Genomic DNA, 23,020 nt, shown 5'->3' on the forward strand with positions numbered 1-23,020 from the left:
GTCTTCTCTCAAGTCATGCGGTTCTTCAGGTGGCGGCCACCGTTGATGACCACCTGGCTGCCGGTGCTGTACTGGCTGGCGAGCAGGTACTTGACGGTCTCGATCAGCGGGCCGGCGCCGGGTTCGAACTCCAGCAGGGCCTTTTTCAGGGTTTGCTGGCGGTAGGCGTCGTCACCCCCTTCCTTGAGGATCAGCAGCCCAGGCAGGATACCGTTCACACGCACCTTGGGCGCATATTTTTCGGCGAATGACAGCACCATGTTCTGCAGCGCGGCCTTGGTGGCGGCGTAGCCGATGTGGCTTTTACTGCCGCGCGAGGAGGTTTCGTCGCAGATGTGGATGATGTCGGCCTTTTCCACCTTGGCCAGCAGGTCGCCCAGGGCCAGGTTGAGGTGGTAGGGCGCTTCGACGTGCAGGCGGAACATGGTCTCGAGGTTGTCGAGGCCGTCGTCGAGCCATAGCGAGGCGTTGTGGATGATGGCGCGTAGTCCGTCATAACGATCGTGCAGGTGATCGATCAGCGCCTGGCGGTCGCCCGCCTGGCACAGGTCGGCCTGAAACTGCACGATGTTGGGGTGGGCTGCCTGCGGCTGGATGCTGCGGCTGGCACTGACCACCGTATGGCCGGCCTGTGCCAGTTCGAGGGCCAGGGCCAGCCCGACGCGCTGGCTGGCTCCGGTAACGAGAATGGGGCTGTTCATGTTCGGGGTGGTCAACTTGTCTGTCCTTTGGTTGCCACCCAGCATACCCGAACTGTTTCCCTGTTGTATGGCCTGGCCTCAGCGGCTGCGCAAGGCGCCGGCAGTGGCCGGGGAGGCATGCAGCCAACTGGCCAGCAGGCGGGTGGACAGCGGGATGAACAGGTACACCATCACCGGCGTCAGGGCCAGGGTGCTGAGCAGTACCCGAGGCACGAGGTCGAGTGCCGTCAACCAATGGCCGAACAGCAGGTTGAAGGCCAGCGAAACTGGGAAAAACGCCAGCCAGATGGCCACGGCCTGCTTCCAGCGTGGCGGTTTCTGCACCGTGTTGGTGCCGAACCAGTCGTCGATACCGCTTACGCGCGCCTCTTTGGGGCGTTCGAACAGGCCGTTGCCGCGTTGTAACCATGCGCGGCGAGAGGCGGAGTGCTCCCAGGCATGCAGCGTCGGCTCGTCGCTGAAGCGGAAGATGATCTGAAATTCGTCGCCATCCCGGGGCGGGGCAAGGATGCCCGAGCCGAGGTAGCCAGGGAAGTCGGTGGCCAGCTGTTCGCCTTCGTGCAGCCAGGCCAGCAGGTCCTGGTAGCGGCCATGGGCGGCGCGACGCGACACCATGAGGGTGACGGGTGGGGTAGACATTGTGTATCTCCTGGCAACGGGGCTGGCGGGTAGCTGGCCCTTTGGCTGTGTTGCCCGGGGTGGTGGGCAACGCAGTCGTGCATGCAAGAATCGGGCACGCATTATCGCGAAGTTGCGTTCCTCGGCAACTATCAGCTGGCAAACGGTGGGTCCAACAGACCGACACAGTCGTAGTAAGCTATGTGCACAGTTTTTACGCACTCAGGGTACTTCGTGCAGATGAACGAGCAGGGACGTAAACCGGTGATCGATGCGAGTTTCGAGCAGCAGGAGCTGTTTCCGATTCGTGAAGTGTCACGCTTGACCGGTGTCAACGCCGTGACCCTTCGCGCCTGGGAACGCCGTTATGGGCTGATACAGCCCATCCGTACCGACAGTGGTCACCGCCTGTATTCCCTGGCTGATATCGATGAAATCCGCCGTATCCTCGGGTGGCTGGAGCGCGGCGTGGCGGTCAGCAAGGTGAGCAGCATTCTCGCTCGCGACAATGCGCTCTCCGGGCAGGCTGGCGGCGCGGTGGACGCCTGCCTGCGCTGGCAAAACCAGATTCGCCTGGCGGTACAGCACTTCGATGTGGCGAGCCTGAATCGCCTCTATGACGAGGTGTTCGCGGCCAGCACCCTGGACCAGGTTTTCGCCGATGTGTTCATGCCGGTTTGGCATGACATGGTCGTTCGGCAAGGCGGCTATGGGCAGGCCAGCGAATGGCTGTTCTATGACCAGTTCCTGCGCGGTCGGGTTTTCGCCCGCTTGCAGCTGGCCCGTGTGCCGTGTAGCCGCACCGTGCTATTGGCGCCATTGCCGGGGCAGTGCCATGAGCTTGAGTTGCTGGTAACCAGCCTGATCCTGGGCAGCGACGAAACACGCGTGATCCCGCTGGCGAACGGGCAGCCGCTGCAGGAGCTTGCGCTGGTCTGCGAACGGCTGAAGCCGGACGCCCTGGTGCTGTTTTCCCATCAGTCGCCCACAGCAGAACTCGCCAGGCACTTCAAGCGCCTGGCGTCGATGCTGGAATGCCCGTTGTTACTGGCTGGTGAAGCAGCGGAAGCGGTACAGGACAGCCTGGCTGGCAGCCCTGTAGCCTGCCTGGGCGCGCAGGGCAGTGTGATGCGCCAGCGCTTGCGGCAGTTTCTGGCCCGTCAGCTCGATACTTGAGTGTGCAGTTCGGGGTGGGCGTGGCGGTGGGCCTGGAGGATGTAGTCGCGCAGGCGTTCGATTTCTTCGGCTGGGCTTTGGCCGAGGTCGTAGGCAGCCAGGTCCGTGCCGATGCGCCGGCCCAACACACCATGCAGTTCGATCGGGGTGATGCCGCCGGGGGCGAAGCGCAGCTCGAAGCGGGTAGGGGCTGTTGGCAAATCACGGACTTCCAGCAGCACGCCTTTGAAGGAAATCTCGCGCACCCACAGGCCACTTGCCTCGTCATGGGCATCGAGCAGTGCGCTCGGCTGGTCCAGCGACAAGCGCCATGGGCGCAGCATGGGGCCGTCTTCGTAGATTTCCGGTGAGCCCAGCTGCAGGTGCAGGGCGTGGAACTCGTCCTCTACCAGCTGCAGGGGAAAACTGATCTGCTGGTTGTTGAACTGGGCCTGCAAGGTCACCTGCTCATTAGCCACCAACCGGGTGAGCAAGCTTTGTATGCGGCGGTCGCCATTGACCAGCAGGCTCGACATGGTGTCAGCCAGGTTCAGTTGCGGCGAATGCTGCATGTTCTGTATGAAATCCAGCTCGTCCTGGGTCAGGAGCGCGTCTGCTTGCATGATCGAACTCGGTGGTGGCGATTTCTTCAACGGAATTGACCGTGCGTGGCGGACTTGGTTCAGGCGCGTTCGTCGGGTTTCGGACGAGCGCGCAGTTCTGCCAGCTCCCGTTCCAGTTCGACCTGGCGGCTGACGTCCTTCTGGATGCCGATGAAGTAGGTGCGCTGGTCGAAGTCGCTCTTCACCGGCGTGATCGACAGCTCGTTCCAGAAGGCGCTGCCGTCCTTGCGATAGTTGCGCAGCACTTCGCGGCATGGGCGGCCTTCGGCCATGGCCTTGCGGATGCGTGCGCGGCCAAGCTGGTCACGGTCGTCACCCTGCAGGAACCGGCAATCCTGGTAGAGAATCTCGTCACGGCTGTAGCCAGTGAGGTATTCGAAAGCGGCGTTCACGTAGATCAGGATGGTGTCGTCGCCTTCCTTCTCGGCAACCACGATGCCGTCATTGGACGCATCGACCATCGATTGCAGCAATTGCGCGTTGATCATGTCCGGGCCATTGGTAAAGAAAAACGGAAGATGGCGACGTGGGTAACGGCGGCCTTTTGCCAGCGTTGAATGCTAGTATCCTACGTTTTCACTCAGTTTCGGAATCCTCTACCCGATGAAAGTCGCCATTATTTCCGGCTCGGTCTATGGCACCGCCGAAGAAGTCGCCCGTCATGCTGAATCGCTGCTCAAGGCGGCGGGGTTCGAGGCCTGGCATGCTGCGCGTGCCACCCTTCAGGATCTTCAGGGCTTTGCCCCCGACGCCTTGCTGGCCGTGACCTCTACCACCGGCATGGGTGAGTTGCCGGACAACCTCATGCCGCTGTACAGCACCCTTCGTGACACACTGCCTGCGGCCTGGCGCGGCCTGCCTGGCGCGGTGATCGCCTTGGGCGACTCCAGCTACGGCGATACCTATTGCGGGGGTGGCGAGCAGATGCGTGAGCTGTTCGCCGAACTGGGCGTGCGCGAAGTGCAGCCAATGCTGCGCCTGGATGCGAGCGAGACGGTGACCCCGGAGGCGGATGCCGAGCCTTGGCTGGCTGAGTTGGCGAGCGCACTGAACGCCTGACCCGGCACCTGTGCAGGCGTGTTAGCCGTGGGGCTCGCGCAACAAGGCCAACCACGCCTGCGCCGCTCGTGACAGGTAGGCGCCACGCCGCCAGATAAACGCGATATCCCAACGCAAATCCTCCTGCGCATGCAACGGCACACGCACCACCCCGGGGCGCTCCAGCACTTTTGCCACCACCCGGGGCAGCATCACCACGCCCTGGCCCGCCGCCACCAGCGCCGCCAAAAAATCCGCCTGGCCGCTGCGCCCGCCTTCCTTGGGGGTGAAGCCCTGCTGCTGGCACGCCTTCAGCAGCCGGTCGTTGAGCACGAAACTGCGCTGGTACAGCAGGAACGGTGTATCGGCCAGTTGCCCCAGGCCCACGGCGTCCAGGCCCGCCAGAGCATGGCCAGCCGGCAGCAAGGCATCCAGCGGTTCGTTGCAGAAGGGCTGGTAGTCGAATGCCTCGTCGGTGGGCGTCAAACAGCCGCCCAGTTCCAGTTCGCCACTTCTGACGGCCTGTTCGACGCTGCGGCTGCCGCCTTCGAGCAGCTGGATGGCGATGTTCGGATGGCGCCGCCGGTACTCGGCGAACAAGCCGGCGAACAGCGTGTCGCTGCCAAGCATCGGCAAGCCCAGGCGTAGTTCGCCACGCTCCATCTGGCTGAGATCGTCCAGCTCGTTGAGCAGCGCCTGGCGCTGGCGCAGCAGGGCTTCGCCACGCTCCAGCACGATGCGCCCGGCAGCGGTCAAGTGCAGGTGTGACGCCTGGCGCTCCAGCAGCGGCTGGCCCACATCTTGCTCAAGCTGGGCCACCTGCTTGCTCACGGCCGACTGGCTGATGTGCAGGGTCTGTGCCGCCTGGGTAAAACCGCCGCGGTGCACCACTTCGATGAAGCTGCGCAGTTGTTTGAATTCCATACTTCGGATTCCATTTTGGAATGGTGAGCAGTCTAACAATTCGCTTCTGGCCTAGGCAGCCAAATCTTAAAATGAGGGCCTGTCGAGGAACCCCGCCATGAAACCTGCATTATTGAAAAAAGCCCTGCGCCTGCTTGTCGAGCTGGCGGTTCTCTGTGCGCTGTTCCTGCTTGGTGGCCAGATTGCCAGTTGGCTGGGCTGGCCGATCCCCGGTGGTGTGATGGGCCTGGCACTGCTGTTGATACTGTTCGCTTCGGGTGTGCTCAAACCGGCCATGCTGGAATTGGGGGCCGGCTGGCTGATGGCTGAGATGCTGCTGTTCTTCATCCCGGCGCTGATGAGCCTGCTCGACTATGGCGCATTGATCCGTGAAGAGGGCTGGCGCATCTTGCTGGTGATCGCCGTGAGCACGCTGATAGTGATGATAGTGACCGCCATGACCGTTGAGATGGTGTGCCGCTGGAGGCTGCGTCGTGAGCCTTGAACCCATGCCGCTGTTCTGGTTGGCCTTGACCTTGCTGGCTTACCTGGGCAGCCGTTGGTTGTATCGGCGTAGCCAGCGCTACCTGCTGTCGCCGTTGATCCTGGTGCCGGTGTTGCTGCTGGCTGTGGCCGTGCCGCTGCATACGGCCTATGCCGAGTATGCGCGCAACACCCACTGGTTGATGGGCGTGCTCGGCCCGGTGACTGTCGCCTTCGCGGTGCCGATCTGGCAGCAGCGGGCCATGCTGGCGCGTCATTGGCCGGCCCTGATGGTGGGCATGGTCGCCGGCAGCAGTGCCTCGATCGCCAGCTCCTGGGGGCTGGCGCACCTGTTGGCGCTGGACAGCGCAACCAGCCTGTCGCTGGTGCCGCGTTCGATCACCACGCCATTTGCCATGCCCCTGGCCCATGACCTAGGTGGAGTGCCAGAACTGACCGCGGTGTTCGTGATGTTCACCGGCGTGCTCGGTGCCATGTTCGGCGGTGTGCTGTTGCGTTGGTTGCCGCTGCGTACGCCGTTGGCACGGGGGGCGCTGTTCGGTGTTGGCGCGCATGGTGCCGGGGTCAGCCGGGCACAGGAAGTGGGCCGTGAGGAAGGCTCGGTGGCCGGCCTGGTGATGGTCCTGACCGGGCTGCTCAACCTGTTCGCGGCGCCTTTGTTGGCCTTGCTGCTCTGACCGTTCGTGCCACTGACTCGCTCAGTCATCAAGCTGGCTGGCAACGCAAGTTCCAGCCAATGGGCTGCTGGCTAGACTTTGCCTCGACATAGAGAGCACATGTAAGTGCCGAGGTGACATGCAATGACCGCAGCCTTGCCCTATTCCGCCAATACCACTACACCGGGACCCATCTGATGCCTATGGCCGAGATTCCATTGTGCGTCTGGCGTACCCGGGCACAGAGTTTCATGTTCCGGGGCCAGAGCATCCGCTACTGGACCGCAGGGCAAGGAGAGCCTCTGCTTCTGTTACACGGTTTCCCCACTGCCAGTTGGGACTGGCACTACCTGTGGGGCCCTCTGAGCCAACGTTTCCGGTTGATCGCTTGCGACATGCTCGGCTTTGGTGATTCGGACAAGCCCGTCGATCACACTTACAGCCTGATGGAGCAGGCAGACTTGCAGCAGGCATTGCTTGCCCATCTGCAGGTCGCGCAGCCCGTGCACCTGCTGGCCCACGACTACGGTGGCAGCGTGGCTCAGGAACTGCTGGCGCGACACCATGAGCAGCGTGCCGACATCGCCAGTTGCGTGTTTCTCAACAGCGGGCTGTTCCCCGAAAGCTGCCGCATGCTACTGATCCAGAAGCTGCTGCTCAGCCGGTTTGGCTGGCTGGTCGGGCGCTCGTTCGGGCGTGACGATCTGGTGCGGAATGTGATGCAGGTGTACGGCCCCTGCACCCGTCCCAGTGAAAGCGCGCTGGATGATTTCTGGAGCCTGATCGCTGCCAACCGGGGCACGCGCATCCTGCACAAGCTGGTGGGCTACATGCCGGAGCGCAGGTTGCACCGCGAACGCTGGGTCGGGGCGATGCAACGTAAAGGCGTGCCGCTGCGCTTGATCAATGGCGTGGTCGACCCGCTTTCCGGCGCGCACATGCTTGAGCGCTACCGGCAACTGGTGCCGGAGCCGGACACCGTGCAGTTACTGGGCATTGGCCATTACCCGCATAATGAGGCGCCGGTGCAGGTGCTGCGCCACTACCTGGCCTTTCGTGAGCAGCCGCTGAGCTTCTACCCGCCGAAAATGGCGTGGTCATGACGAGGCTTCGGCGTCGGCCACCTGACAGCCAGGGTGCATGTTCAGACGCCAAAAAAAAAAGGCCGCTGCAAGCCGCAGCGGCCAATCGAGACGTCAGATCAAGGAGCTTCAAAATCTACGTCGGTGAACCTGGCAGGCTTGAAAGGCGGGGGGGAGAGCCCTTCAAGCCGGCCAGTGAGTCAAGAATAAGCGCTTGATCCGTCAGGAAAAATAGCTTCTATCGACATTCACCGTTACGTATCAGGCAACAGTGCCAAGTGCTGGGTAAGCTTCCCTGCGCTATTGCCTTTATCATCCGTTCACTCTGCTGCTTCGGTAATTTTGGAGCACAGTTCATGTCTTTCGATTTCAATTTTGGCACCCCCAATCTCGGTGAGGGGTGCCCAGATCCACGCTCTGTGAAAGAACAGGTGAAGGCCATGATGGCTCACGCCCAGGAGCTGCAACAACTGATGGCTACGGTTGCGCAACTGGGCAGCCTGATACCGGAGGCGCATCGACAACAGTTCACCGAGCAGAAGCGTTTACCGTTGGCGGTTGTCGAGTCGCTTGTGCCGCAAAGGCAGGCGGTGCTTGACCAGTGGTGGGAGCAACAGTCCAGATTAAGTTTGAAACCACTTACTTTGGCGTCCCGTTTGATCCAGCTGATGTTTGCCGAAACGCGCCTCAAGGCCCTTACGTTCAAGGCCTGGGAAGCCGGTATCGAGGCCCTCGAACAGGACGGGGACGCAAACAAGCATGAGGTGTACCTGGTTGCCGGAGATTTGCGTTTTCGTTTGCCGGGTGTCGTCGCCAGCCGTCATGACCTCGAACAGAACCCGGACGCACCTGCGGATTTTCTGATCTACAGCCTGGCCAGCGGTTGCTGGTTCGACACTGAACGCGCGCGCGCAGCCCGTGAACTCGCCCCTGCCTTTGCTGAAGGCAGCCCGTTGCGTTGGCTGTTGTCTTCGCAAGAGCGGGCGGCGTTGTCTACGGAGAGTTTGACACTCGATTTCGTGCCGCTGCAGGTGCCACTTCACAGGTATTTCATCCGTGATCTGCAGGCTATCCAGCTTGAAGCCACCCGGCGCAGCCTGCGGGTCAAGGTCGATGACGCCCGGCGTCTGGCCCAGCTCGACAGTGCGGCTCGGCTTGAGCCTCTGGTGGCTACGCTGCAGAAACGTGCGACGCGGCATGTGCGAGCGTACCGCACCAGCCTGCTGCCCGAATGGCGGCGGTTCATGCAGGGCGAGGAACTGCAAGCCTATCGACAGCTGGAAGATGACCTGCAGGTGAAGGAGAAGCGTTGCACCGAGCGTCTGGCGCAATGGCGCGACCTGCGCAGCTTCGCCAAGAAACAGGTCCAGCAAGCCCTTGGCCTGGATATCGACCCCGAGCAGGTACGACTGCGTGTCAGTCACGTCGATGACCCTGAACAGGCGATGAAACACACCCTGCTCGATTGGGCGCTGAGTGGTGGCTACAGCGGGGGCCAGCTCAAGGTCGAAGTCCTGGGTGAGCGGCACCGTTCCTTGTTGGGGAGTACCTCTATCCAGAGCGTGATCGAAAAACTGGATTTGCGCGTGAACTACGTCAAGCAGATCCGTACGCTCTATGACGACACTTTGACCATGGCCGCACTGTGTGAGGTGCTTGATGCACGGCTGGCGCTGGCCAATCAGGCCGCTCGTCATCAGGGTTTTCACCCGGCGGCGTTCGATCTGTTGCACCACGCACGCCTGGGGAAAATGCAGGCCAATGTCATCAGCGCCGGTCTGGTTTGCCTCAATGGTGCGCAAACGCCCTTGAAGGATCTGCTGTGCCTGGTGCAGGACGATCAGTACCTGCTCTATGCCCCTGGGGCGCCGGGAGGCGATTTTCATCTTTTCGACTCACTCGAAAAAATGGCGCTCGAAATCGGTAGCTGGACCTTGTGGCCGGTAGGCAGTGAATACCTGCTGGGGCAATGCTCGCGGGCCCAGCATGATTCGCTCAAGCGCCATTTGCGCAAGGTCGAGCTGCTACCCACTGACTGGTCCATGCACAGCGTGACGCTCGCGCCGATCAAGTCGCAGCAGTGGCCGGATGTGCTCAAAGCTCTGGCCAAGCGCAAGATCCTTGCCCTGATCGAGGATCAACAGGCCACCACGCCAAGCTGGTTCATCAAGGCCAGTCGTACCGAGCAGCAGGCACTGGTTGATATCGACCAACTGCTCAAGCTGGCGCAGGCCAGGTATCAGTCGCTGATGAAGGTGCCGAGCTTTCGCACCTTCGCCCATCGACAGGTGACGGAAAAGATCAATTCATACCCGGGCAATCGCGGCGGCCCAATCAACCCGGATCAGGTATTGATAACGCTGGAAGAGGATGCCATTCGCACACTGACACAGACTGTCATCAAAGGTTATCCCACGTATTACAATTTCTCCGACTTTGCCCGCATCACCTCGGCTATCGGCCAGGATATCTCGCACCTGAGCCCGGCGCTGCTAGGGAGCTACATTCGTGCTGCCGACCTGGGCAACAAGTACATCGAAGAAGTGAAAGCGCAGTTACTCGACCGCTCCAGGCCGGAATATGAAAGGCTCAGGCAGTGTTATCGCACGCTCTTTGCTTTGAAGATCAGGCGTGCCGTGCTCAGCGAGAAACTTCAGGGAAGCTTGTCGGGCCGCCATGCGCAGTGGCTGGAGTCGGTGAGCGACAGCTTTTCGGGGACCTTGATCGACGCGGCGTGCAACCTTTATCCGTTGTGGATGGACGATTGCCCCGTTCAAGGTGCCTACCTGCTGAAGCATGCTCGTGACCGCGAGCTTGAGCCCTTGGTCTATCTGCCAGAAATCGAGCAAGGCCCCACGCTGCGGACCCTCAGCGAGCTGGCAAGGGCTTGGCGTGAGCACGACTTGGCAGGTTATTGCCAAGACCGCGTGCCGTTATCGAGCCAGTCGCGCTTGAACGCATTGATCGAAGAGCAACTGCGCGCCGGCGATGGCATTGGGGTGGTGCTGGATGCCGTCGCCCGAGGCAGGGGCGTGCGGCCGCCGATAGGGGAGACCGGGCGTATCGGGGATCCTGTCCAGGACCTGGAGAAACGTATCAGGCGGATGATCAACGAAGCCGCTGAAGACAGCGCCGACGCTGCCGAGCGTATTTCGTCCGTGGTGGTGGAGTGGGGGATCGTACTGGCCGGCATCCTCACCGTGCCGTTTCCGCCGGCGGCCATGGCCGTCGGGCTGTTCTGTGCGGCCAGGTCCTTCATCACCGGGGCCATCGCGTGGAGCGATGGCGACCGTTCCGCCGCCTTGCTGTCGTTCGCGGCGGGGGTTGCAGGAACGGTGGCTTCCACGGGGGTCTTGGTGCGGCTGTTCGGTGCCGCACAGAAATACATCACCGTGCTTTCCCGGGCAGAGGTGTCGCAGCCCACGGCATTCTCGCGTGTGATCGGGCGGCTATGCGATGACTACGGGGATCTGGTGAGTGAGGTGGCGCCCGCCCTTTATGACGGCTTCTCTCAGGAACTGCTCTGGCTCGTCGAGGAGGAAACGCTAGACGTCGAAGCGCAGTGTGGGTTGCCCGCGTAACCCATGCGCCAGCTCACGGTTCGTGCGGCCGTGAGCAGGCTCTGCGCCGCCGGCCCATGTTCATCGGCATGGAAGATCGACGTCGGCCCGACCACGGTCATCACCGCGGCGATCTGCCCCATGGCGTTGAATACCGGCGCCGACAGCGCATCCACCCCCGGCATCAGCAGGCCATGCACATGGTGCAGGCCCTTTTCGCGGATGCCGGCCAGCAGTGTGTGATAGTCACTGGCGGTTTGTTGCAAAGCGGCCAGTTCCCTGTCGCGCAGCTCCTGGGTTTCTCGCTCGGGCAGGTAGGCGGCGAATACCAGCCCGGTGGACGAACTGAGCAACGGCAGCACCGAACCGATCTGGGTCACCACGGTGACCGCGCGCACGGCAGGTTCGATGCTTACCACCGTGGCCCCCTGGTTGCCCCACACGGCGATGAAGCAGCTTTCGTTGAGCTCATCTCGCAACTGCGACAACGGCATCGCCGCCACCTTCAGCACATCGATGCTGCCCAGCGCCGCCAGCCCCACCCGCAATGCCTCGCGCCCCAGCCCGTAATGGTTGGTGGCCGCATCCTGTTCGGCAAAACCACTGGCAATCAGCGCCTGCAGGTAGCGATGCACTTTGCTCGCAGGCATCTGCACGTGCTCGGCCAGGCGTGATAGTGACGTCGAGGGTGAGAGTTCTGCGAGGGCCTTGAGGATGTCGGTGCCGACTTCCGCCGAGCGGACCTTCTGCTTGCCGGTGTCGGTGGGGGAGCTGGCTTTGGCCATGGGAGGGGAGGTTCCGGATTTATCGTGTCGCCTTTATAGCTTGACGCCTTGAGCGGAGCAAATTACGTTATTCGTAATCTGATTACGATAAAAACAAAATCCGGAGGCATCGATGAACCGCGACACGTCGCCCGACCTTCACTACCTGAGTGGCTTCGGCAACGAATTCGCCAGCGAAGCATTGCCGGGGGCGCTGCCTGTTGGGCAGAACTCCCCGCAGAAGGCCCCGTATGGCCTGTATGCCGAGCTGCTGTCGGGCACGGCGTTCACCATGGCCCGCAGCGAGCTGCGCCGTACCTGGCTGTACCGCATTCGCCCTTCTGCCTTGCACCCACGCTTCGAGCGCCTGGCGCGCCAGCCGCTCGGCGGGCCACTGGGTGGCATCAACCCCAACCGCCTGCGCTGGAGCCCGCAGCCGATTCCTGCTGAACCGACCGATTTCATCGAAGGTTGGCTGCCCATGGCTGCCAACGCCGGAGCGGAAAAACCGGCTGGCGTGAGCATCTACATCTACCGCGCCAACCGGTCCATGGAACGGGTGTTCTTCAACGCAGACGGTGAGCTGCTACTGGTGCCGGAACAGGGCCGCCTGCGTATCGCCACCGAGCTGGGCGTGATGGAGGTCGAACCGTTGGAAATTGCGGTGATCCCACGTGGCATGAAGTTCCGCGTCGAACTGCTCGACGGCCAGGCCCGTGGCTACATCGCGGAAAACCACGGTGCGCCGCTGCGTCTGCCGGACCTGGGCCCGATCGGCAGCAACGGCCTGGCCAACCCCCGCGACTTCCTCACGCCTGTGGCCCACTACGAAGAAGCCGAAGGCCCGGTGCAACTGGTACAGAAGTTCCTGGGTGAGCACTGGGCCTGCGAGCTGCAGCACTCGCCACTGGACGTTGTGGCCTGGCATGGCAGCAACGTGCCGTACAAGTATGACCTGCGCCGCTTCAACACCATCGGCACGGTCAGCTTCGACCACCCGGACCCCTCGATCTTCACCGTGCTCACCTCGCCAACCAGCGTGCATGGCATGGCCAACATGGACTTCGTGATTTTCCCGCCACGCTGGATGGTGGCCGAGAACACCTTCCGTCCGCCATGGTTCCACCGCAACCTGATGAACGAGTTCATGGGCCTGATCAATGGCGCCTACGACGCCAAGGCCGAGGGCTTCCTGCCGGGTGGTGCCTCGTTGCACGGGGTGATGAGTGCCCATGGCCCCGACGCCGAAACCTGTGAAAAGGCCATTGCCGCTGACCTGGCGCCACACAAGATCGACAACACCATGGCCTTCATGTTCGAGACCAGCCAAGTGTTGCGCCCGAGCCTGCAAGCCCTTGAATGCCCGCAATTGCAGGCCGACTACGATAGTTGCTGGGCGACTTTGCCGAGCACCTTCAACCCGAACCGGAGATAATCCATGAACCACTCTGCCAATGCCCGTAGCTGGGTCGAGCACGCCAACGGGCACAGCGACTTCCCCCTGCAGAACCTGCCATTGGGCATCTTCAGCCGGCCGGGTGAAGCCAGGCGCTGTGGCGTGGCCATCGGCGACGCGATCCTCGACCTAGAGGCGGTGCTGGCCGCCGGGCTGTTCGACGGGGCGGCCAAGGCCGCCGTTGAAGCCACCCGCGGCGGGGCTCTGAACGCATTCTTCGCTTTGGGCCGCAACGCCCGCGTAGCCCTGCGTGAGCGTTTGCAGGTGCTGCTGGGCGAGCACAGCGAACACCAGGCAGCCCTGAAGCCGGCGCTGCTCCCGGCCAGCGACTGCCAGCTGCACGTGCCAGCGCAGATCGGTGACTACACCGATTTCTACGTTGGTATCGAGCATGCGAAGAACGTGGGCAAACTGTTCCGCCCCGACAACCCACTGCTGCCCAACTACAAGTACGTGCCGATCGGTTATCACGGCCGCGCCTCCACCATCCGCCCGTCCGGCACCGACGTGCGTCGGCCCAAGGGCCAGACCCTGCCGGCGGGGCACACCGAGCCGAGCTTCGGCCCTTGCGCTCGTCTGGACTACGAACTGGAACTGGGTATCTGGATTGGCCAGGGCAATGACATGGGCCAGGCAATTCCGGTAGGCGATGCCGCCGAGCACGTAGCCGGCCTGTGCCTGCTCAACGATTGGTCGGCGCGCGATATCCAGGCCTGGGAATACCAGCCACTGGGGCCGTTCCTGTCCAAGAGCTTCATCACCACCATTTCGCCCTGGGTGGTTACCGCCGAAGCGTTGGAGCCGTTCCGCTGTGCCCAGCCGGCTCGTCCCGAAGGTGACCCGCAGCCGCTTTCGTACCTGCTGGACAAGCGCGACCAGGCCAGCGGTGCATTCGATATCGAACTCGAAGTGCTGCTGCTGACCGAGCGCATGCGTGAGCAGGGCATTGCCCCGCACCGCCTGACCCTGAGCAACACCCGCAGCATGTACTGGACCGTGGCGCAGCTGGTGGCGCATCACAGCGTCAACGGCTGCCAGCTGCAACCAGGTGACCTGTTTGGGTCGGGCACGCTGTCGGGCGCCACGCCGGGATCGTTCGGTAGCCTGCTGGAGATCACCGAAGGCGGCAAACTGCCGGTCGAGCTGGCCAGCGGCGAGGTGCGCAAATTCCTCGAAGACGGCGACGAAATCATCCTGCGTGCCCGCTGCACACGTGACGGCGTGGCCAGCATCGGTTTCGGTGAGTGCCGCGGCACGGTCATCGCAGCCAACTGAGGAGGCAGGGGTATGGAGCTGTACACCTATTACCGTTCCACCTCGTCCTACCGGGTGCGCATTGCCCTGGCACTGAAGGGGCTGGCTTACCAGTCCCTACCGGTCAACCTGCTGCAGGGTGAGCAGCGTGGCGAGGGCTATGTAGCCGTCAACCCGCAGGGCCGCGTACCGGCCTTGCGCACCGACGGTGGTGAGGTGCTGGTGCAGTCGCCGGCGATCATCGAGTACCTGGAAGAGGTTTATCCACAGCCTGCGTTGCTGCCGGCCACAGCCGAGGCACGGGCCAAGGTACGTGGGGTGGCGGCCATCATTGGTTGCGACATTCATCCGCTGCACAACGTCAGTGTGCTCAACCGGCTGCGCCAGGCCGGTCAGGATGAGGGGCAGGTCAACCAGTGGATCGGCCACTGGATCAGCCAAGGGCTCGCGGCAGTGGAGCAACTGATTGGCGATCACGGTTTCTGCTTTGGCGACACGCCTGGGCTGGCGGATGTGTACCTGATCCCGCAGTTGTACGCGGCCGAACGCTTCAACATCGACCTCGCCAGCTTCCCGCGCATCCTGCGGGTTGCCGCACTGGCGGCCGCGCACCCGGCGTTCGCCAAGGCCCATCCCGCCCAGCAGCCGGACAGCCCGGCTCAGTGAAGTGAACGGTTCGCCGCCGGAAGCTTGCCGATTCGCTCGGACAGTTTCAGGCGCTGGACCGGGTCTTCCGTCAGCAGTAACGCATGCTCCAGGTCGAAGCGCTCGGCCTGTGGGCAATCCAGATGATGGTAGAGCGAGGCGCGGGTCGTGTAGTCGCTCACCTGCACCGGGCCCAACTGCATGATGCGCTCTGCGTCGATCAACGCCGCCAGGTGGTTGTCGTTACTGATGTGCAGTTGGCGCAGGTTGCGTGACAGGCGTTGCAGCATCTGCAGCGGGCTGGCGCTGCGCAGGTGCTCGGCGGTCAGCGCCAAGTGCGGGCCGAACTGGCGCGCCAGCAATTCGCGGCAGTCGCTGGGGTACAGGCGCCGGCCGCCGCAGGGATCGAGCAGGTGGTCGGCACCCGGCACGCGCAGCAGTAAATGGCCAGGGAAGCCCACACCCTCCAGCGGTATGGACAGGCGCCTGGCCAGTTCCAACGCGAGGATGGCCAGGGTCAGTGGTTGGCCGCGGCGGCGCTGCAGTACCTTGTCCATCATCGCCGCATGGGGGCGCAAGGGGTGATATTCATCCTGCTGAAAGCCCAGCGCATTCAGCTGGCGCAGCAGTGGCTGGGCCAGTTCGCATAGTGGAAGCATCGGCAGGTTGGCGCTTATCTCGCGCTGCAGGTCGTGCAGCGCAGCAAGGCTGGCCGCGGGCTCGACACCCGGGTCGTGCTCGGCAGCAATCCACAATGCGGCTTCCAGCAGGTCGACAGGCTCGCGTTCCAGGCAGGCCAGGCAGGCTTGACGTGGCTTCATGGGGCATCTCCACACACGTTTGAGTATTAGCCGTGGCGCGTGGTTTCGTCCAGTGGTCCGGCGGCGGCGTCAAGGCTGAGGCCGTGCCTATACTGGAAGGAGCACCTCGTAGGGGAGCCGGTCGATGTTCGCGCTGATGCAAAGCACCCGTACCCAGTCACTGCACCTGTTCAATGACCCGCCTACGGGCCTGAAAGCCGTTGTGGCAATCCACAGTGAGCATTTGGGCCCGGCCATGGGGGGGTGCCGCTACCTGCCTTACGCCGATGACGAAAGCGCCATGACCGACGCGATTCGCCTGGCCCAGGGCATGAGCTACAAGGCAGCACTGGCCGGGTTACCGATGGGGGGGGGCAAAGCGGTGATCATGCGCAACCCGCATGTGGAAAACCGCGCCGCGCTGTTCGAGGCCTTTGGCCGCTTCATCGATACCTTGCATGGGCGCTTTATCATCGCCGTGGACAGTGGCACCTCGACCTTGGACATGGACTGCATTGCCCACAGCACGCCCTACGTGACCAGCACCACTGCATCGGGCGACCCATCGCCACATGCGGCGATGGGGGTGTTCGCGGGCATACGTGCCACAACCTCGTTCCGGCTGGGCAGCGATGACCTGAGAGGCTTGCGGGTAGCGGTGCAGGGGTTGGGCAATGTCGGTTATGCACTGGCGGAGCAATTGCATGCGGTGGGCGCGGAGCTGCTGGTCAGCGACCTTGACCCGGGGCGGGTGCGGCTGGCGATGGAGCAGTTCGATGCCAAACCGGTGACCAACGATGCGTTGATCAGTACCCCTTGCGATATCTTTGCACCCTGCGGCGTGGGCCCGGTACTGAACGGGCAGAGCGTGATGCAACTGCGTTGTGCGGCAGTGGCGGGGGCGGCCAACAACCAGCTGACGACCTTGCAGGTGGCAGACCAGCTGGAGTCGCGCGGCATATTGTATGCACCTGACTACGTGATCAATGCCGGTGGGCTGATCTATGTGGCACTCACCCACCGTGGCGAAGACCAAGGCACCATTACTGCGCACCTGGCGCGGATTCCTTCACGGCTGACCGAAGTGTTTGGCCATGCGCAGGCGGAGAAGCGTTCGCCGGCAAGGGTGGCGCAGATGTTGGCGGAGCGGTTGTTGTATGGCTGAAGGTTGATGATGGCGTGGTGGGCCACTTCGCGGGTAAACACGCACCCCTCCAGCGATATCATTCGGCAGCAGTACCCTCAAGCAATTCGGCCAGCGCATCCGGCTGGCTTTTGAACGCCCTGGCGAACACATCGCGGTTCTTCGCCATGTAGATACCGGCTTCCTCGACCTGCTGCTCGGTCAGCGACGGCACCGCCTTGTGCAGCACTTCGGCCAGGCGCTCGGCCAGTTCGAGCATCTTGTCGTGACGGTCTGCTTCGGCCTTATCCATGAACAAGCGCTCCGGGTCGCGGCTGCTGCGGTACACCACTTCGACGGCCATTCATCACCTCTATGCCTTTTTGCTGGTTGTGTTGCGGTTTACTGTATCTATATACAGTAATGGCAATACTGGTTGGTTCGCAAGCAGAAATTGTAGCGTGGCATAGACCGAGTGCTGCGGGTGCCTTTGCCTTGGTTTTTGCGGTGTTGCGGAGATCGAGCGCCGCCCGCGCGGCGCATCGCGAGCAAGCTCGCTCCTACATTTGTTTCGGGCCAGTATCGCCTGTGCCTGCGCGCGCGACCGCCTTGTTTGTCCCTCACGATATCGAGGTGAGCTCCAGGGCCATGCCTCAAGGTGCCTTGCGGCAATCGGTCGCCTTCCAAGACAGGGGCTTGGCCCTTTAACTGCATGGCACAAGCGTCACATCAGCGACGCATCATCCTTAAAGACGTATCGGGGAATGGAACATCGTGAACATCAAATGGGCAGAAAAACTGCGCAAGGGCCTGCACGGCTCGGCCGACTCGCTGGGCAACCTGTGCGTCGAGGCGTTCCATTACCTGGCGCTGTTCGGCATTGGCGCCATCACCGCCTACGCGGCGGTGGTGACGTTCCTGGACATGCTGGGCAAGGGCGGGATCAGTGTCGATGACATCCTGCTGTTGTTCATCTACCTGGAGCTGGGGGCGATGGTGGGGATCTACTTCAAGACCAACCACATGCCGATCCGCTTCCTGCTGTACGTGGCAATCACCGCGCTCACTCGCCTGCTGATCGGCGATGTTTCGCACCACAAGGCACCCGATGAAGGGCTGCTGTACCTGTGCGGCGGCATCCTGTTGCTGGCGTTCTCGATCCTGGTGGTGCGCTACGCTTCGTACCGCTACCCCTCGACCAAGGTGCTGGACGCCAACGGCAAGGCAGTGGAGGAGGGCAAGTAGCCCTCAATTGGCAACAAAATGGCGCGGCTCGTGGCGGGCGTCACGGGTCAGCGCGGCCAGCACTTGCAGGGGGTTCTGGCTGAGTTCGATCGCAAGGCCCAGGCGGATGCTGTCGATCACCCGTTGCAGGCGCACCGGGTCATTGCGTTGGGCCGGGGTGATGAGGCGCTTGGCGACCACGCCGGCGTCGTCGGACAGGGTCAGCATGATGCTGCCGTCGAGGTTGGCAATGCTCAGGTTCACCCGGTATTCGGGGGCGAATGCAGCACTGATTCGTTCGAATGGGTTGTTCATGGTCTTGCTTCTGCGGTGAGTGATGCAGAGGTTGACCGGGACGTTCGCATGTTGGTTCAGCGCCATTGATCGGCACAAACGAAAACGCCCGGCTCAAGGCCGGGCGTTTTGCATTGCCGATCAGGCGTCCGGGTCACTCAGTTCCAAGGCGCCGCGCTTGCTGCGCAGCTTGCCGTAGAAGTGCTCCAGCGCGTGATTGAGCTTGGTGGCGGCACCGTCGACTGCCTGGTCCAGCGAACTGGCGGTGTGGGTCACGGAAATCGGTTGGTGGCCTTTCGGGCGAGCCTCCATCTGGCAGCGTTTGTCATGCGGTCCGGGCTTGACGCCGTTCTCGTCGCGCAGGTGAACCTCGATGCGGGTGAGGTCTTCTTCGTAACGTTCCAGTGAGTTCTGCAGTGTGCTGCGGACCCATTGGTCGAGCCGGGCGTTACCGTCGAAATCGTTGCTGCTGTTGACCTGGATTTGCATGATTCAATCCTTATTCAGCTTGCTCGCATGGAGACGCGCCTAGGCCCTTGAGACCCTTGGAATTTCTGCGCCTCTTGACTCTAAGGTCAGGCAACTGCGGAATGAATTCAAGCCCTTTTTGAAAATAAATTTCTTGTTGCAGATTGTCTGACTGCGGCATGCCGTTCCGTCGGCCAATCGGCTGGCGGGTTCTGGGCTTTGCTTATGAGAATTGAAATCATTATTATTGCAGCCTTTAAAACGCCCGGACCCCGCCATGACGCGCAAAACCGCCGGCCTTCCCCTCAGCTATCGCCTGGCCGTGACATCCCGTAGCCTGGCGGCGCTGCTGGGCGGCTACTTGCTGGCGTCGATGGCCAGTGTCTGTATTGCCTTGGTGGCGCCGTTGCCAAAGGTCGATGCCACGCTCACCGGCCTGTTGCTGTCGTTCGTCTTCTACCTGCTGGCGTTCATCTGGTGTTTCGCCTGCCGCAGCGCCTGGCGTGCCTGGTTGGGCGTATTGGCGCCAAGCCTGCTGCTGGGCGTGATCAGCGGCGTTGCCTACTGGATGAAAAACCCATGAAAGAAGGCTTCCGCCAGGCAATGGCCTGGCTGCACACCTGGACCGGCCTGATCTTCGGCTGGCTGTTGTTCGCCATCTTCCTTACCGGCACGCTGTCGTACTTCAAGGAAGAAATCACTCATTGGTCGCAGCCTGAAGTGCGCAGCCATGCCCTGGACCCGATCAATAGCCTGGCAGTCGCTCAACGTTACCTGCAGGACAATGCAGGGCATTCGAGTACCTGGTTCATTCGCATGCCGAACGAACGGGAGGCCGCCTTGAGTGTGGGCTACCGCGACCCCAGTGGCGGCCCGCGTGGCTTCGTCAGGAAAACCCTCGATACCCAGACCGGCCAGCCGGTGGAAGCACGTGACAGCCGCGGTGGTGAGTTCTTCTACCGCTTTCACTTCCAGCTTCAGATGCCTTACCCGGTTGGCCGTTGGCTCTCGACGTTCTGCGCTTTCATCATGCTGCTGGGGTTGGTCACCGGCATCATTACCCACAAGAAGATCTTCAAGGAGTTCTTCACCTTCCGCCCTGGCAAGGGGCAGCGTTCCTGGCTGGACGGGCACAATGCCATCGGCGTGCTGGTGCTGCCGTTTCACCTGATGATCAGCTACAGCAGCCTGGTGCTGTTCATGTACATGGTGATGCCGGCGGGCATCATGGCCAGCTACGGCAATGACACCGACAAGTACTTCAACGACCTGTTTGGCCGCAACGATGCGCCCAAGGCGGCCCAGGTGGCCACGCCGCTGGTAGCGCTGCCGAGCCTGTACGCCAAGGTGCAGGAGCTGCAGCCGGGGGCGCGTGTCGGCAACATCCAGGTGCAGAACCCGGGCGACAGCAATGCCCGCGTTACCTTCACCCAATCGGCAGCCGACCACGTGGCTTATCGGCGTAGCGCCAACTGGACATTCGATGGGGCCAGTGGTGCGCTGTTGAGCCAAGGCAAGCCAGAGAGCGGGGTAATGATGACCGCCTTCAGTTTCGCCGGCCTGCACATGGGTAACTTTGCCGGGCCTTGGCTGCGCTGGCTGTACTTCTTCTTTGGCGTGGCCGGTACTGCGGTGATTGGTACCGGGTTGGTGATGTGGTTGGGCAAGCGCCAGCTCAAGCACGCCAAGAACGGGCATATGCCAGGTGAGCTGCGTTTGGTCGAAGTGCTCAATATTGCCAGCATGAGCGGCTTGTTGCTGGCGGTGGCGAGCTTCTTCTGGGCCAACCGCCTGGTGCCCATGGCTGTCGAAGGCCGCGCCGACTGGGAGGTCAATGCTTTCTTCATCGCCTGGGGCCTGTCGCTGGTGCACGCCGTGCTGCGTAGCGGGCGCAAGGCCTGGGGCGAGCAACTGGCGCTGGGGGCGCTGGCCTTCGCCCTGCTGCCGTTGCTCAATGGCCTGACGACTGACCGGGGCTTGAACCATTCGGTACTGGAGGGCGACTGGGCCATGGCCGGCTTCGATCTGACAGCCCTGGGGACCGGCCTGTTTCTGGCCTGGCTGGCTCGCAATATGCTGGTCAGCCCCACGCCCGTAGCCAAGCGCGCGGCACGTGCGACAAAAAAACCGAGCGTTGAAACGTTGGGGGCGAGCTGATGCTGGGTAACGCACTGATCGCCTTTGCAGGCTTCGTTGCCCTTTGCCTGGCGATGGAAAAGCATTTCAGCGACTTGCTTGGGCGCAAGCCGCGCCCGCGCCACTTGCACCTGTTGCGTTTTGCAGGTTGGCTGCTGCTGATACTGTCGCTGGTGCTCAGCGTGCACCAGCGTGGCTGGGCCCTCGGTCTGGTGGAGTGGACCGCGGTGATGATGGCCGGGGTAACACTGTGGGTGTTCGGCCTGCCGTACCAGCCTCGTCTGCTGCTGGGCCTGGCCGCCGTCAGCGTGGTGCTGGGCCCGATGCTCGCCGTGTTTGCCGTGTGACCCCCGTGAGCGAGCCAGGGGATATCATCGAGCCTCACGCTGACAGCGCAGGCGCACGTGCACGTTTCGTCCAGGTGTTCCAGGCCCAGCGTGCGCGTATGGAGGCGTTGGTAAGCCGTCGGGTCGGCTGCCGCGCCACCGCTTCGGACCTGGTCCAGGAATTGTTCCTTCGTTTCTGGCGTCGCCCCGAGGTCAAGGTCGAGGCGCTGGACACTTACCTGCTGCGTTGCGCGGGCAACCTGGCCATAGACCACCTGCGCAGCGAAAGTAGCCGCGAACGCGTGGCCGAAGCCGCTGTGCCGGTGAGCGAGGCGAGCCTGGCCCAGGCCCCTGAGCAGGCCGTGGAGGTCGACCACGACTTGCAGCGTATCGAGGCCACCTTGCGTGCCTTGCCCGAGCGCACCCGGCAGATCTTCCTGCTCAACCGCATTCACGGCTGTAAGTACAGCGAGATCGCCAAAGCCATGCAGCTGTCACAGAGCGCCGTGGAAAAGCATATGATGCGCGCCCTTGAAGCGTGCAAGGCGAGTGTTGCCGAGCCCGCGTCCACCCCACGCCGGCCAGGGAGCGCCCGTCGATGAGCCGTTTACCGCCGATCACCGAAGCGCAGTTCCAGGCTGCCCTGCAATGGTTCAACCGGATCAACGAGCAACCCCGGCAAGCCGAAGGCGCGGCATTCAAGCGCTGGTTGCTGGCCGACCCCGCACACCGCGCAGCCTACGAACAGGCCCAGGTGCTTTGGCAGAAAAGCGCCGCCCCGGCGGCGCGGCTGGCGGACGAAGAACAGGACGCCCTGCAGCGCTACCTCGATGCCATGGCCAGACCGCCGGCTGGTGGCGGGTGGCGGCGGGTGGCAGGGCTGGCGTTGGCAGCCTGCCTGGTGCTGGCCGTGGGTGTCGCCGGGGGCTGGCACCCGGGGTACTGGTTGCGGGACCTGCAGGCGGACTACAGCAGTACCGGGCAGATTCGCCAGGTGATTTTGGCCGACCAGTCTCAGGTGACGCTTGATGCAGGTAGCGCCATTGCGGTCGACTTCGCCCGGGGTGAGCGCCGTGTGCGGTTGCTGCATGGCGCGGCGTTCTTCGAGGTTACCCATACCGGTGAGCCGTTCCTGGTGGAAGCTGCCGGCGGCGAAGTGCGGGTGCTTGGTACCCAGTTCGAGGTGCGTGAACAAAGTGAGGGCGCCCAGGTGACGGTGCGCAGCGGGCGTGTGGGCGTCAGCCCCGCGCAGGGCACTGTGGCGCGAGAACTGACTGCCAACCAGCAGATGACCTACCGCGCAGGCAGGGTAGGCGACACCCTGGCGGTGGACAGTGACAACCGCCTGGCCTGGCGCCAGGGGTGGCTGAACTATTACCAGGTGCCGCTGGCGCAGGTGATCGAAGACCTTGGGCGATATTACCCGGGGCGTATCCTGTTGCTCGATGGTGACCTGGGGCAGCGCAAGGTCAGCGGAAGCTTCCCGGTGGCCGAGCCGCTGCTGGCGCTGGATTCGCTGGGCAAGGTGATGGGTTTTTCACGGCAGACCGTGTTGGGGCGTTTGACCCTGGTTCGGTAGTTGCCTGTGCCAGCCTCTTCACGGGTAACCCCCCCCCGTAGGAGCGGGTTTACCCGCGAAGAGGCCGCCACAGCAAAAATATTTCCAGGCACAGGTGAGGTAACAGCACGT

The 23,020-nt window shown here is 62.7% G+C and carries 26 protein-coding genes; 16 read left to right on the forward strand and 10 right to left on the reverse strand.

The window, feature by feature from the left end:
* Positions 1-8 precede the first annotated feature (8 nt).
* On the reverse strand, positions 9-746 hold the full coding sequence (gene folM, locus ACF8FB_RS14225; protein WP_010955293.1) for a dihydromonapterin reductase: 738 nt from the start codon (positions 744-746) through the stop codon (positions 9-11).
* Between the two features lie 33 nt (positions 747-779).
* Entirely contained in the window at positions 780-1,340 is a 561-nt protein-coding gene (locus ACF8FB_RS14230) for an antibiotic biosynthesis monooxygenase (protein WP_010955292.1), read from the reverse strand.
* 219 nt (positions 1,341-1,559) lie between these two features.
* Between ACF8FB_RS14230 and ACF8FB_RS14235 the strand changes: the two genes are divergently transcribed.
* Positions 1,560-2,495: a MerR family transcriptional regulator gene (locus ACF8FB_RS14235; RefSeq protein WP_049587079.1), complete on the forward strand. Its 936-nt coding sequence runs from the start codon at positions 1,560-1,562 to the stop codon at positions 2,493-2,495.
* Here the strand turns inward: ACF8FB_RS14235 and ACF8FB_RS14240 are convergent.
* Positions 2,480-3,097 (reverse strand): hypothetical protein, encoded by a 618-nt coding sequence (locus tag ACF8FB_RS14240; protein ID WP_049587077.1) that lies wholly within the window; start codon positions 3,095-3,097, stop codon positions 2,480-2,482. The genes ACF8FB_RS14235 and ACF8FB_RS14240 overlap by 16 nt on opposite strands.
* Before the next feature lie 59 nt (positions 3,098-3,156).
* Positions 3,157-3,585: a PAS sensor domain-containing protein gene (locus tag ACF8FB_RS14245; RefSeq protein ID WP_010955290.1), complete on the reverse strand. Its 429-nt coding sequence runs from the start codon at positions 3,583-3,585 to the stop codon at positions 3,157-3,159.
* A gap of 115 nt (positions 3,586-3,700) precedes the next feature.
* Here ACF8FB_RS14245 and ACF8FB_RS14250 point away from each other — a divergent pair, with 115 nt between their 5' ends.
* Entirely contained in the window at positions 3,701-4,156 is a 456-nt protein-coding gene (locus ACF8FB_RS14250) for a flavodoxin (RefSeq protein ID WP_003251656.1), read from the forward strand.
* A 21-nt stretch (positions 4,157-4,177) separates the two neighbouring features.
* On the opposite strand, the gene ACF8FB_RS14255 is transcribed toward ACF8FB_RS14250, so the two are convergent.
* Positions 4,178-5,059 carry a LysR family transcriptional regulator gene (locus tag ACF8FB_RS14255; protein WP_010955289.1) on the reverse strand — a complete coding sequence of 294 codons (882 nt, stop codon included), beginning with the start codon at positions 5,057-5,059 and terminating at the stop codon, positions 4,178-4,180.
* A 97-nt stretch (positions 5,060-5,156) separates the two neighbouring features.
* Here ACF8FB_RS14255 and ACF8FB_RS14260 point away from each other — a divergent pair, with 97 nt between their 5' ends.
* From ACF8FB_RS14260 to ACF8FB_RS14275, 4 genes are all read left to right on the forward strand, one after another.
* Positions 5,157-5,543, forward strand: coding sequence for a CidA/LrgA family protein (locus ACF8FB_RS14260; protein WP_392511492.1), 387 nt, complete (start codon positions 5,157-5,159; stop codon positions 5,541-5,543).
* Entirely contained in the window at positions 5,533-6,219 is a 687-nt protein-coding gene (locus ACF8FB_RS14265; protein ID WP_010955287.1) for an LrgB family protein, read from the forward strand. Before ACF8FB_RS14260 ends, ACF8FB_RS14265 begins: the two co-directional genes overlap by 11 nt.
* Positions 6,220-6,395: 176 nt before the next feature.
* On the forward strand, positions 6,396-7,301 hold the full coding sequence (locus tag ACF8FB_RS14270; RefSeq protein ID WP_392511493.1) for an alpha/beta fold hydrolase: 906 nt from the start codon (positions 6,396-6,398) through the stop codon (positions 7,299-7,301).
* A gap of 335 nt (positions 7,302-7,636) precedes the next feature.
* The gene (locus ACF8FB_RS14275) at positions 7,637-10,861 is read left to right on the forward strand and encodes a hypothetical protein (protein ID WP_392511494.1); all 3,225 of its coding nucleotides are present in this window, start codon (positions 7,637-7,639) and stop codon (positions 10,859-10,861) included.
* On the opposite strand, the gene ACF8FB_RS14280 is transcribed toward ACF8FB_RS14275, so the two are convergent.
* Complete coding sequence (locus ACF8FB_RS14280; RefSeq protein WP_010955284.1) at positions 10,792-11,625, reverse strand: IclR family transcriptional regulator; 834 nt, start codon at positions 11,623-11,625, stop codon at positions 10,792-10,794. The two genes, ACF8FB_RS14275 and ACF8FB_RS14280, sit on opposite strands and share 70 nt — an antisense overlap.
* Positions 11,626-11,737: 112 nt before the next feature.
* Between ACF8FB_RS14280 and hmgA the strand changes: the two genes are divergently transcribed.
* From hmgA to maiA, 3 genes are read left to right on the forward strand one after another with little or no spacing between them, the layout of a single operon-like run.
* Positions 11,738-13,039 (forward strand): homogentisate 1,2-dioxygenase, encoded by a 1,302-nt coding sequence (hmgA, locus tag ACF8FB_RS14285; protein WP_010955283.1) that lies wholly within the window; start codon positions 11,738-11,740, stop codon positions 13,037-13,039.
* A 3-nt stretch (positions 13,040-13,042) separates the two neighbouring features.
* On the forward strand, positions 13,043-14,335 hold the full coding sequence (gene fahA / locus ACF8FB_RS14290) for a fumarylacetoacetase (protein WP_019436968.1): 1,293 nt from the start codon (positions 13,043-13,045) through the stop codon (positions 14,333-14,335).
* A 12-nt stretch (positions 14,336-14,347) separates the two neighbouring features.
* Complete coding sequence (gene maiA, locus ACF8FB_RS14295; RefSeq protein ID WP_019436967.1) at positions 14,348-14,980, forward strand: maleylacetoacetate isomerase; 633 nt, start codon at positions 14,348-14,350, stop codon at positions 14,978-14,980.
* On the opposite strand, the gene ACF8FB_RS14300 is transcribed toward maiA, so the two are convergent.
* Positions 14,974-15,780 carry a SirB1 family protein gene (locus tag ACF8FB_RS14300; protein ID WP_392511495.1) on the reverse strand — a complete coding sequence of 269 codons (807 nt, stop codon included), beginning with the start codon at positions 15,778-15,780 and terminating at the stop codon, positions 14,974-14,976. The two genes, maiA and ACF8FB_RS14300, sit on opposite strands and share 7 nt — an antisense overlap.
* Positions 15,781-15,904: 124 nt before the next feature.
* Here ACF8FB_RS14300 and ACF8FB_RS14305 point away from each other — a divergent pair, with 124 nt between their 5' ends.
* Positions 15,905-16,924, forward strand: a complete 1,020-nt coding sequence (locus ACF8FB_RS14305) for a Glu/Leu/Phe/Val dehydrogenase dimerization domain-containing protein (RefSeq protein WP_003251677.1) — start codon at positions 15,905-15,907, stop codon at positions 16,922-16,924.
* Between the two features lie 58 nt (positions 16,925-16,982).
* Here the strand turns inward: ACF8FB_RS14305 and ACF8FB_RS14310 are convergent, their stop codons facing one another.
* Positions 16,983-17,246 carry a YebG family protein gene (locus ACF8FB_RS14310; RefSeq protein WP_003251679.1) on the reverse strand — a complete coding sequence of 88 codons (264 nt, stop codon included), beginning with the start codon at positions 17,244-17,246 and terminating at the stop codon, positions 16,983-16,985.
* Positions 17,247-17,656: 410 nt separating this feature from the next.
* Here ACF8FB_RS14310 and ACF8FB_RS14315 point away from each other — a divergent pair, with 410 nt between their 5' ends.
* Positions 17,657-18,127: a phosphate-starvation-inducible protein PsiE gene (locus ACF8FB_RS14315; RefSeq protein ID WP_003251685.1), complete on the forward strand. Its 471-nt coding sequence runs from the start codon at positions 17,657-17,659 to the stop codon at positions 18,125-18,127.
* A gap of 3 nt (positions 18,128-18,130) precedes the next feature.
* Here ACF8FB_RS14315 and ACF8FB_RS14320 read toward each other — a convergent pair whose 3' ends face one another.
* Positions 18,131-18,421: a DUF3509 domain-containing protein gene (locus ACF8FB_RS14320; RefSeq protein ID WP_026031873.1), complete on the reverse strand. Its 291-nt coding sequence runs from the start codon at positions 18,419-18,421 to the stop codon at positions 18,131-18,133.
* Positions 18,422-18,541: 120 nt separating this feature from the next.
* Entirely contained in the window at positions 18,542-18,889 is a 348-nt protein-coding gene (locus ACF8FB_RS14325; RefSeq protein WP_014592331.1) for an HPF/RaiA family ribosome-associated protein, read from the reverse strand.
* Positions 18,890-19,145: 256 nt separating this feature from the next.
* Here ACF8FB_RS14325 and ACF8FB_RS14330 point away from each other — a divergent pair, with 256 nt between their 5' ends.
* From ACF8FB_RS14330 to ACF8FB_RS14350, 5 genes are read left to right on the forward strand one after another with little or no spacing between them, the layout of a single operon-like run.
* Complete coding sequence (locus ACF8FB_RS14330; RefSeq protein ID WP_104962548.1) at positions 19,146-19,451, forward strand: DUF3649 domain-containing protein; 306 nt, start codon at positions 19,146-19,148, stop codon at positions 19,449-19,451.
* Positions 19,448-21,025, forward strand: a complete 1,578-nt coding sequence (locus ACF8FB_RS14335; protein ID WP_392511496.1) for a PepSY-associated TM helix domain-containing protein — start codon at positions 19,448-19,450, stop codon at positions 21,023-21,025. The genes ACF8FB_RS14330 and ACF8FB_RS14335 overlap by 4 nt, the downstream gene beginning before the upstream one ends.
* Positions 21,025-21,351, forward strand: coding sequence for a DUF3325 domain-containing protein (locus ACF8FB_RS14340; protein ID WP_020191456.1), 327 nt, complete (start codon positions 21,025-21,027; stop codon positions 21,349-21,351). Before ACF8FB_RS14335 ends, ACF8FB_RS14340 begins: the two co-directional genes overlap by 1 nt.
* Before the next feature lie 5 nt (positions 21,352-21,356).
* Positions 21,357-21,932 (forward strand): RNA polymerase sigma factor, encoded by a 576-nt coding sequence (locus tag ACF8FB_RS14345; RefSeq protein ID WP_010955272.1) that lies wholly within the window; start codon positions 21,357-21,359, stop codon positions 21,930-21,932.
* Complete coding sequence (locus tag ACF8FB_RS14350; protein ID WP_392509252.1) at positions 21,929-22,909, forward strand: FecR family protein; 981 nt, start codon at positions 21,929-21,931, stop codon at positions 22,907-22,909. Before ACF8FB_RS14345 ends, ACF8FB_RS14350 begins: the two co-directional genes overlap by 4 nt.
* Positions 22,910-23,020 lie beyond the last annotated feature (111 nt).

It is taken from the genome of Pseudomonas sp. yb_2, from assembly GCF_043103905.1.
In the GTDB taxonomy this organism is placed as follows: domain Bacteria; phylum Pseudomonadota; class Gammaproteobacteria; order Pseudomonadales; family Pseudomonadaceae; genus Aquipseudomonas; species Aquipseudomonas alloputida.

What these genes read in the sequence shown, in the direction of transcription:
- ACF8FB_RS14340 (WP_020191456.1), top strand. Translation starts at nt 21,025, where the DNA reads ATGCTGGGTAACGCACTGATCGCCTTTGCAGGCTTCGTTGCCCTTTGC.
- ACF8FB_RS14275 (WP_392511494.1), top strand. Translation starts at nt 7,637, where the DNA reads ATGTCTTTCGATTTCAATTTTGGCACCCCCAATCTCGGTGAGGGGTGC.
- ACF8FB_RS14330 (WP_104962548.1), top strand. Translation starts at nt 19,146, where the DNA reads ATGACGCGCAAAACCGCCGGCCTTCCCCTCAGCTATCGCCTGGCCGTG.
- ACF8FB_RS14235 (WP_049587079.1), top strand. Translation starts at nt 1,560, where the DNA reads ATGAACGAGCAGGGACGTAAACCGGTGATCGATGCGAGTTTCGAGCAG.
- ACF8FB_RS14240 (WP_049587077.1), bottom strand. Translation starts at nt 3,097, where the DNA reads ATGCAAGCAGACGCGCTCCTGACCCAGGACGAGCTGGATTTCATACAG.
- ACF8FB_RS14350 (WP_392509252.1), top strand. Translation starts at nt 21,929, where the DNA reads ATGAGCCGTTTACCGCCGATCACCGAAGCGCAGTTCCAGGCTGCCCTG.
- ACF8FB_RS14305 (WP_003251677.1), top strand. Translation starts at nt 15,905, where the DNA reads ATGTTCGCGCTGATGCAAAGCACCCGTACCCAGTCACTGCACCTGTTC.
- ACF8FB_RS14260 (WP_392511492.1), top strand. Translation starts at nt 5,157, where the DNA reads ATGAAACCTGCATTATTGAAAAAAGCCCTGCGCCTGCTTGTCGAGCTG.
- ACF8FB_RS14335 (WP_392511496.1), top strand. Translation starts at nt 19,448, where the DNA reads ATGAAAGAAGGCTTCCGCCAGGCAATGGCCTGGCTGCACACCTGGACC.
- ACF8FB_RS14325 (WP_014592331.1), bottom strand. Translation starts at nt 18,889, where the DNA reads ATGCAAATCCAGGTCAACAGCAGCAACGATTTCGACGGTAACGCCCGG.
- ACF8FB_RS14310 (WP_003251679.1), bottom strand. Translation starts at nt 17,246, where the DNA reads ATGGCCGTCGAAGTGGTGTACCGCAGCAGCCGCGACCCGGAGCGCTTG.
- ACF8FB_RS14300 (WP_392511495.1), bottom strand. Translation starts at nt 15,780, where the DNA reads ATGAAGCCACGTCAAGCCTGCCTGGCCTGCCTGGAACGCGAGCCTGTC.
- hmgA (WP_010955283.1), top strand. Translation starts at nt 11,738, where the DNA reads ATGAACCGCGACACGTCGCCCGACCTTCACTACCTGAGTGGCTTCGGC.
- ACF8FB_RS14320 (WP_026031873.1), bottom strand. Translation starts at nt 18,421, where the DNA reads ATGAACAACCCATTCGAACGAATCAGTGCTGCATTCGCCCCCGAATAC.
- folM (WP_010955293.1), bottom strand. Translation starts at nt 746, where the DNA reads ATGCTGGGTGGCAACCAAAGGACAGACAAGTTGACCACCCCGAACATG.
- ACF8FB_RS14250 (WP_003251656.1), top strand. Translation starts at nt 3,701, where the DNA reads ATGAAAGTCGCCATTATTTCCGGCTCGGTCTATGGCACCGCCGAAGAA.
- ACF8FB_RS14230 (WP_010955292.1), bottom strand. Translation starts at nt 1,340, where the DNA reads ATGTCTACCCCACCCGTCACCCTCATGGTGTCGCGTCGCGCCGCCCAT.
- ACF8FB_RS14280 (WP_010955284.1), bottom strand. Translation starts at nt 11,625, where the DNA reads ATGGCCAAAGCCAGCTCCCCCACCGACACCGGCAAGCAGAAGGTCCGC.
- ACF8FB_RS14245 (WP_010955290.1), bottom strand. Translation starts at nt 3,585, where the DNA reads ATGATCAACGCGCAATTGCTGCAATCGATGGTCGATGCGTCCAATGAC.
- fahA (WP_019436968.1), top strand. Translation starts at nt 13,043, where the DNA reads ATGAACCACTCTGCCAATGCCCGTAGCTGGGTCGAGCACGCCAACGGG.
- maiA (WP_019436967.1), top strand. Translation starts at nt 14,348, where the DNA reads ATGGAGCTGTACACCTATTACCGTTCCACCTCGTCCTACCGGGTGCGC.
- ACF8FB_RS14255 (WP_010955289.1), bottom strand. Translation starts at nt 5,059, where the DNA reads ATGGAATTCAAACAACTGCGCAGCTTCATCGAAGTGGTGCACCGCGGC.
- ACF8FB_RS14270 (WP_392511493.1), top strand. Translation starts at nt 6,396, where the DNA reads ATGCCTATGGCCGAGATTCCATTGTGCGTCTGGCGTACCCGGGCACAG.